The sequence below is a fragment of the Candidatus Colwellia aromaticivorans genome (genome assembly GCF_003333305.1).
Classification (GTDB): Bacteria; Pseudomonadota; Gammaproteobacteria; order Enterobacterales; family Alteromonadaceae; genus Colwellia; species Colwellia aromaticivorans.
In genome coordinates this window covers 1-5,060 of record NZ_QOLD01000077.1, presented here as the reverse complement: position 1 = coordinate 5,060, position 5,060 = coordinate 1, and the positions used below count along the sequence as shown (strand labels likewise).

Sequence of the window (5,060 nt, the reverse complement as noted above, 5' to 3'; positions counted from 1 at the left end):
CTAAATGGCAGGCTTTAGTGGAGTCGTATAGCTAACAAGAATTTAAAGCGGGACTGCTAACAGTTTGCTCGGTTTCGCTTCGCTACACATTTTAGCAAACTATTATCAGCCCCTTAAATGGGCGTTATATGCCACCACTTGTTCAAGTTATTTTATTTTGTGGTTTTGGTATTTTATTTAAATGTTTTGCGCTTGTTTCGTTTCTTTTTTGTGGTAACTTAAGCGCTCTACTCTGTTTTAGTATTTTTGGCTAAACAGTTTTCGCCTAAATGGATTTGGTGCCTTTCGCTCAATTCCCTCTAGGTTATATAATTTTTGTTTGTGTTATTCGCTTTATAAGCTTTGGCGTAAACGGCTCAAATTCACGGTTAGTGGCAAAGTGGCGGTTCGTTGTTAGTTCTACTCATTCCACGCATTAGCCTTTCGTATTTTTTAATCGTTATATGTGTCCCAAGCAGTCAACATATAACAAGGTAATTCAAATCGGACACGTAACAGTTGGCCACCGCTTCGCGATTATAGCCAACGTTACTTAGCCGTTTAATTAAGCGTTAGGCATTTAGAGGATTAATCATATGTTCGAGTTTAAAAAATTAAGTGTAATAACAGCATGTATTACGTTTCTTATATGTTTAGTTTTATTAATTTACCCTGAAATTATATTTTATTTATTTCAAATACCGGAGAATGATTCGGCATTTTTTATGGGGCGCAGGGCTGCGATGCTTTTTGCTTGTATTGCTATATTTTCTTGGGTGGGACGTAACGCTTCTAATTCGGAGTCAAGGCAAGCTATTTGTATAAGTATATCTATTTCTATTTTTTCCTTAGCTCTTTTAGGTGTATTTGAGTTGGTTAGAGGTTTTCCTGGGGCAGGCATAGGACTGGCTATTGCTACCGAGTTAATTATTAGTATCGCTTATTTTCAAATATGGCTCGGTAATAAAAATGCCTAACAAGGCAATTAAACGGAAAATTTACAGTTGGCTGTTTTTCGTTCCTCAAACATTTTAGCCAACTATAATTTTCCGCTTATTGCGGCGTTATAAATCACGGAGAGTACGGTGGCGATAAAGGAAATCGAGGCAATTATCCAAAAAGCAGAAGATACATTACAAACTGCCAAGTTTGGCTTTGAAGATTTATCGAATAAAAGAAGACGTACTTCAGGTCTAAGGAATCTGATTGTATTCGGAAGGTCTGTAACTTTTGTAATTCAAAACTTAAAAACACCCGTAGGTGAGGACGAATTTATAAGTTGGTATTCGCCAATACAAGAAAACTTGAAATCTGATGTGGTGATGAAATATTTCGTAACTTTACGCAACGAGATATTAAAACAAGGGAAACTGCCTATTTCGACATCTGTTAGTTTAAATATTAATCCAGGAGATATGGCTAAGCTAGGTACTCCGCCGCCAGGTGCTAATGGTTTTTTTATTGGAGATCAACTTGGTGGAAGTGGTTGGATAATCGAATTACCCGATGGTACTAAAGAGCACTATTATGTTGAGCTCCCTTTAAGTATGGCTGATGTTAAACAGCATTTCAGCGAACTTCCCGCTCCAGAAGAAGATGGATTAAAACAAAAATCGATTGAAGAGTTGTGTACAAGTTATCTAAGTAAACTTGAAGGAATAATTGATAGTGCAAGGTTGCAATTTTTAGGAAAAAAAGTTCAAAAAGTCGGTAAAGTTCGCCTCCCTCACTATATGACAGTGGTGAAGTGATTTATAACAAGTCATTCAAAAGGACAAAAAACAGTTGGCTTTTGCTCCTTCGTCGCTAATTTTAGCCAACAATTTTTTGCCTCTTAATGAGGCGTTAGCTGGCAGAGCTATCATCAAGCACCGAGTATAAAAGGAAGTTTTAGTTTAAGTGATTATTTCAGGTAAAGGACAAAAGATATCAATTCCATCGTTTTCAATAACTATTTCTGATCACGGCGAAATGAAGTCTGAAATGCATGGAGAAATTGAATTAGGTTATGATATGTGTCCTTATTGGCTAGATATTGCATATGATCACTTAGTTAAAGCAAGTAAGTTCAATGAAAAAGTTAAAGTTGCAGTTGGAAAAGAGCTAAACCGTTACCTTGAAAAAGAATTTCTTGCGGGCATGCAATCTATAACAGCAAGCTGCATAGCTATTGATGCTTATTTAGTTGAACGAATTGAATTACCACCTGATTTAATTAACTCTTGGCGTTCAGGTAAAAAAGGAACTGCTAGATATAAACAAGTTACTGAAGTTTTGAGAAGATCGTTTTCTCTATCTAATGAACAAACTCAATCTATCAATGGCATACTCAAAGCGATTTATAGTTTTAGAGATCGGGCAGTACACCCATCAGCTAAAACGGCTCCAACAGTGAATCACCCTGAAATAGGCACTAGAGTTGAGTACAGGCTTGCAGCATATCGAGCAGAAAATGCTTTTAATGCAATTGGCCATGTTTATGAAATTATTGAGCTTTCAAATGCAAGAGCTGAAACATGTGAAAATCAAAAATTAAAAGAATATTGTTCTACTTTAATAAAAGATATTTCACCTACTTTTAAAAAGTGGAAAAGAAAATATAATGTTGTCAAAAAAGCCAGCTAATCGGGTAGCCGGAGGTATCTAACCTCCAGCCCCCACACCACCCTGCATGCGGCTCCGCACAGGGCGGTTCATTTAGAACCCCTAATCTAAACACTCTGATTAGGGTAGTGAACCTTGACCCATCCCTCTCTTAGTGAATACAAACCCGCTTTAGCCAAATAGGCATTACTCAATGCTTGTTGAATCCCCGGAGTTTTCGAACTTCTCCACGGTCCTTTACTCGTGATACCACAAGCTACGGCCGCTTGGATCCTTACTCCGCGTTTTAGTAAGTTTTGCACCTTAGTTCGTGGCTTTCTCCACTGACGCCAATAACACATTCTTACTCGGCGACGGATCCAATGGTCAAGTTCAACACAAGCTTGATAAGCGTTAGCTATACCAAAGTAATTGATCCAACCTCGCAGATACTGACTCACTTTAAACAATTGATAACCCATACTGACGCCCCAATTCCGGTTCGTCAGGCGTCTCATCTTTTGTTTAAATAGTTGCACTGTTTTAGCATGCCATTGGATCTTACTTCGTTTAAAAGTAAAACCGAGAAACTTACTTTGACCTACTTTAACCACTTGGCTTTTCTGTTCATTTACAACCAGTTTAAGTTTAGTGGCAAGGTAGCGAGTAATACTGGTTAGTACCCGTTTTCCCGCTCGTTTTGATTTTACTAGAATAATAAAGTCATCCGCGTAGCGGGCGAATTGATGCCCTCGGCTTTCTAGCTCTTTATCTAAATTATCTAACATAATGTTTGATAATAAAGGTGAAAGTGGTCCACCTTGAGGTACGCCTTCATCACTGGGCACTAACTTACCATTCACCATAATACCAGCACGTAAGTATTTGCCAATCAACGCCAATAGGCGTTTATCTTGCACCTTACGCTTTAGCTGTGTCATTAATAAGTCGTGGTTTACTCTGTCAAAGAACTTAGACAGGTCAACATCGACGGCAAATTTTCTCTTGCCCTTAATAATGTCTCTCACTTGAAAGGCCGCTTGTTGTGCATTCTTATTAGGACGAAAGCCGAAGCTATTGTCTGAAAAGAACGGATCAAACAAAGGGGTCAATACTTGTGCGATAGCTTGCTGAATAATACGGTCAAGTATTGTTGGTATTCCTAGTAGGCGTTTACCCCCATCAGGTTTATCAATTTCTACTCGTCTGACTGCATTAGGAAAATATTTACCTTGCACCAATTGAGTTTTACACGTTTGCCAGCCACCTTGCTGAGCCCATGTGCTAAAAGCATCAATGGACATTCCATCGATACCTGCCGCTCCTTTGTTGGCTTTAACACGCTGCCAAGCACGTTGTAAATTCATCGGCTCAAGTAGTTGTTGAAATAGATCTTGGTTGAAAGTTGGCTGCGAGTTATAACGCTGCATAGAGTAATCGCCTGACGGCGTAGTAAGTATAGGCAGTTAAACAAGGCTACTCTTTCTTCTTAATGTTCCGGCCTTCACCCTGTCCCAACCATTACGATGGGCATTTGGCTACTATGCCGTCTGCTGACTTCTGCTTAATCACATGTCTAGTTACCCAGTCATGCGCTATCGGTTTTCATCTAGTTCGCTCTTTTCACTCGATGAGGATGAAAAGCCAAGGCACTTATTAACCAGAGCCTTACTGGTAACTTTCCGATCGCTTGTTAAGCAGATCTCCCCAGATAAGAACATGCACTTTCTTTGCACTGCTGCATCATTTACGGTGGCCATTAGATCACGTGGTTTCGTCGTCTTGTGCAAACTCACCTCTAGCCTACGCCTCATATGATGTTCTTGTTCATCCGCTCGCCTTATTTTATAGCAATAGGGCTAGCGGATTCCTCCAGACCAATCCTCACGGATAAGCCCTTGCCATTCGCTAGTAGTTAGCGTTTAATAAAGATGTCTATGCCCATGGTGTAATTGCTAGAAAGAAAAAAGCCGAAGGAGTTCAGTTGCTTCAATATTTAAAAACTGGAGTCGCTCCATGATAAAAAATATTCTTGTATTAAGTGCTACTTTTTTTATTGCTTCTTGTGCTATCAATCATGAAAACAATATTCAAATATTAACAGCCATAAAAGTTGTTGATAGCACAAAGCCAGACTTCAAAGTCTGTGAAAACTTTCAGTTAACAGAGGCCGAAATAACTTCTTTTTTTAACTCTGCAAAGCAAGTAAGTAATGAAGAATCTCATGGAGAGTCGTTAATTATGCCTTGTCAATATTCAGGTAAATTAACAATGAATAAGAAAGCGTATACATATGAGTTATTTGCTGGAGGCACTGGATATATTTACGATGAGAACGGATGGGTTGTAAAAAACTTCATTTGTAAAAATAATTGCTGTCGTAAGATTTCAAACTTGTGTTAAATAGCTTGAAATATAACAACAAACTAACAAATAAGAATAGGTGTCGCGTAGCCGACACCTTATTCGGGTGTTGGACAAGCCCGGAGCCTGCTTTA

General features: G+C 38.8%; 5 protein-coding genes. 4 read left to right on the top strand and 1 reads right to left on the bottom strand.

Annotated features, from left to right (window positions below; translation table 11 throughout):
- Nucleotides 1-575 precede the first annotated feature (575 nt).
- The 3 genes from DWA31_RS12725 (at nt 576) to DWA31_RS12715 (ending at nt 2,604) form a co-directional block, all read left to right on the top strand.
- The gene (locus tag DWA31_RS12725) at nt 576-956 is read left to right on the top strand and encodes a hypothetical protein (RefSeq protein WP_114326959.1); all 381 of its coding nucleotides are present in this window, start codon (nt 576-578) and stop codon (nt 954-956) included.
- 108 nt (nt 957-1,064) lie between these two features.
- Nucleotides 1,065-1,730 carry a hypothetical protein gene (locus DWA31_RS12720; protein WP_210725595.1) on the top strand — a complete coding sequence of 222 codons (666 nt, stop codon included), beginning with the start codon at nt 1,065-1,067 and terminating at the stop codon, nt 1,728-1,730.
- A gap of 148 nt (nt 1,731-1,878) precedes the next feature.
- Entirely contained in the window at nt 1,879-2,604 is a 726-nt protein-coding gene (locus tag DWA31_RS12715) for a hypothetical protein (RefSeq protein WP_114326958.1), read from the top strand.
- Between the two features lie 86 nt (nt 2,605-2,690).
- Here DWA31_RS12715 and ltrA read toward each other — a convergent pair whose 3' ends face one another.
- Nucleotides 2,691-3,992: a group II intron reverse transcriptase/maturase gene (gene ltrA / locus DWA31_RS12710; protein WP_114326957.1), complete on the bottom strand. Its 1,302-nt coding sequence runs from the start codon at nt 3,990-3,992 to the stop codon at nt 2,691-2,693.
- A gap of 586 nt (nt 3,993-4,578) precedes the next feature.
- Here ltrA and DWA31_RS12705 point away from each other — a divergent pair.
- Nucleotides 4,579-4,965, top strand: a complete 387-nt coding sequence (locus DWA31_RS12705) for a hypothetical protein (protein WP_114326956.1) — start codon at nt 4,579-4,581, stop codon at nt 4,963-4,965.
- The last annotated feature ends 95 nt before the right edge of the window (nt 4,966-5,060 follow it).

Bases quoted from the DNA above. Each gene is read 5' to 3' on its own strand.
- DWA31_RS12725 (WP_114326959.1), top strand. From the start codon at position 576: ATGTTCGAGTTTAAAAAATTAAGTGTAATAACAGCATGTATTACGTTT.
- ltrA (WP_114326957.1), bottom strand. From the start codon at position 3,992: ATGCAGCGTTATAACTCGCAGCCAACTTTCAACCAAGATCTATTTCAA.
- DWA31_RS12705 (WP_114326956.1), top strand. From the start codon at position 4,579: ATGATAAAAAATATTCTTGTATTAAGTGCTACTTTTTTTATTGCTTCT.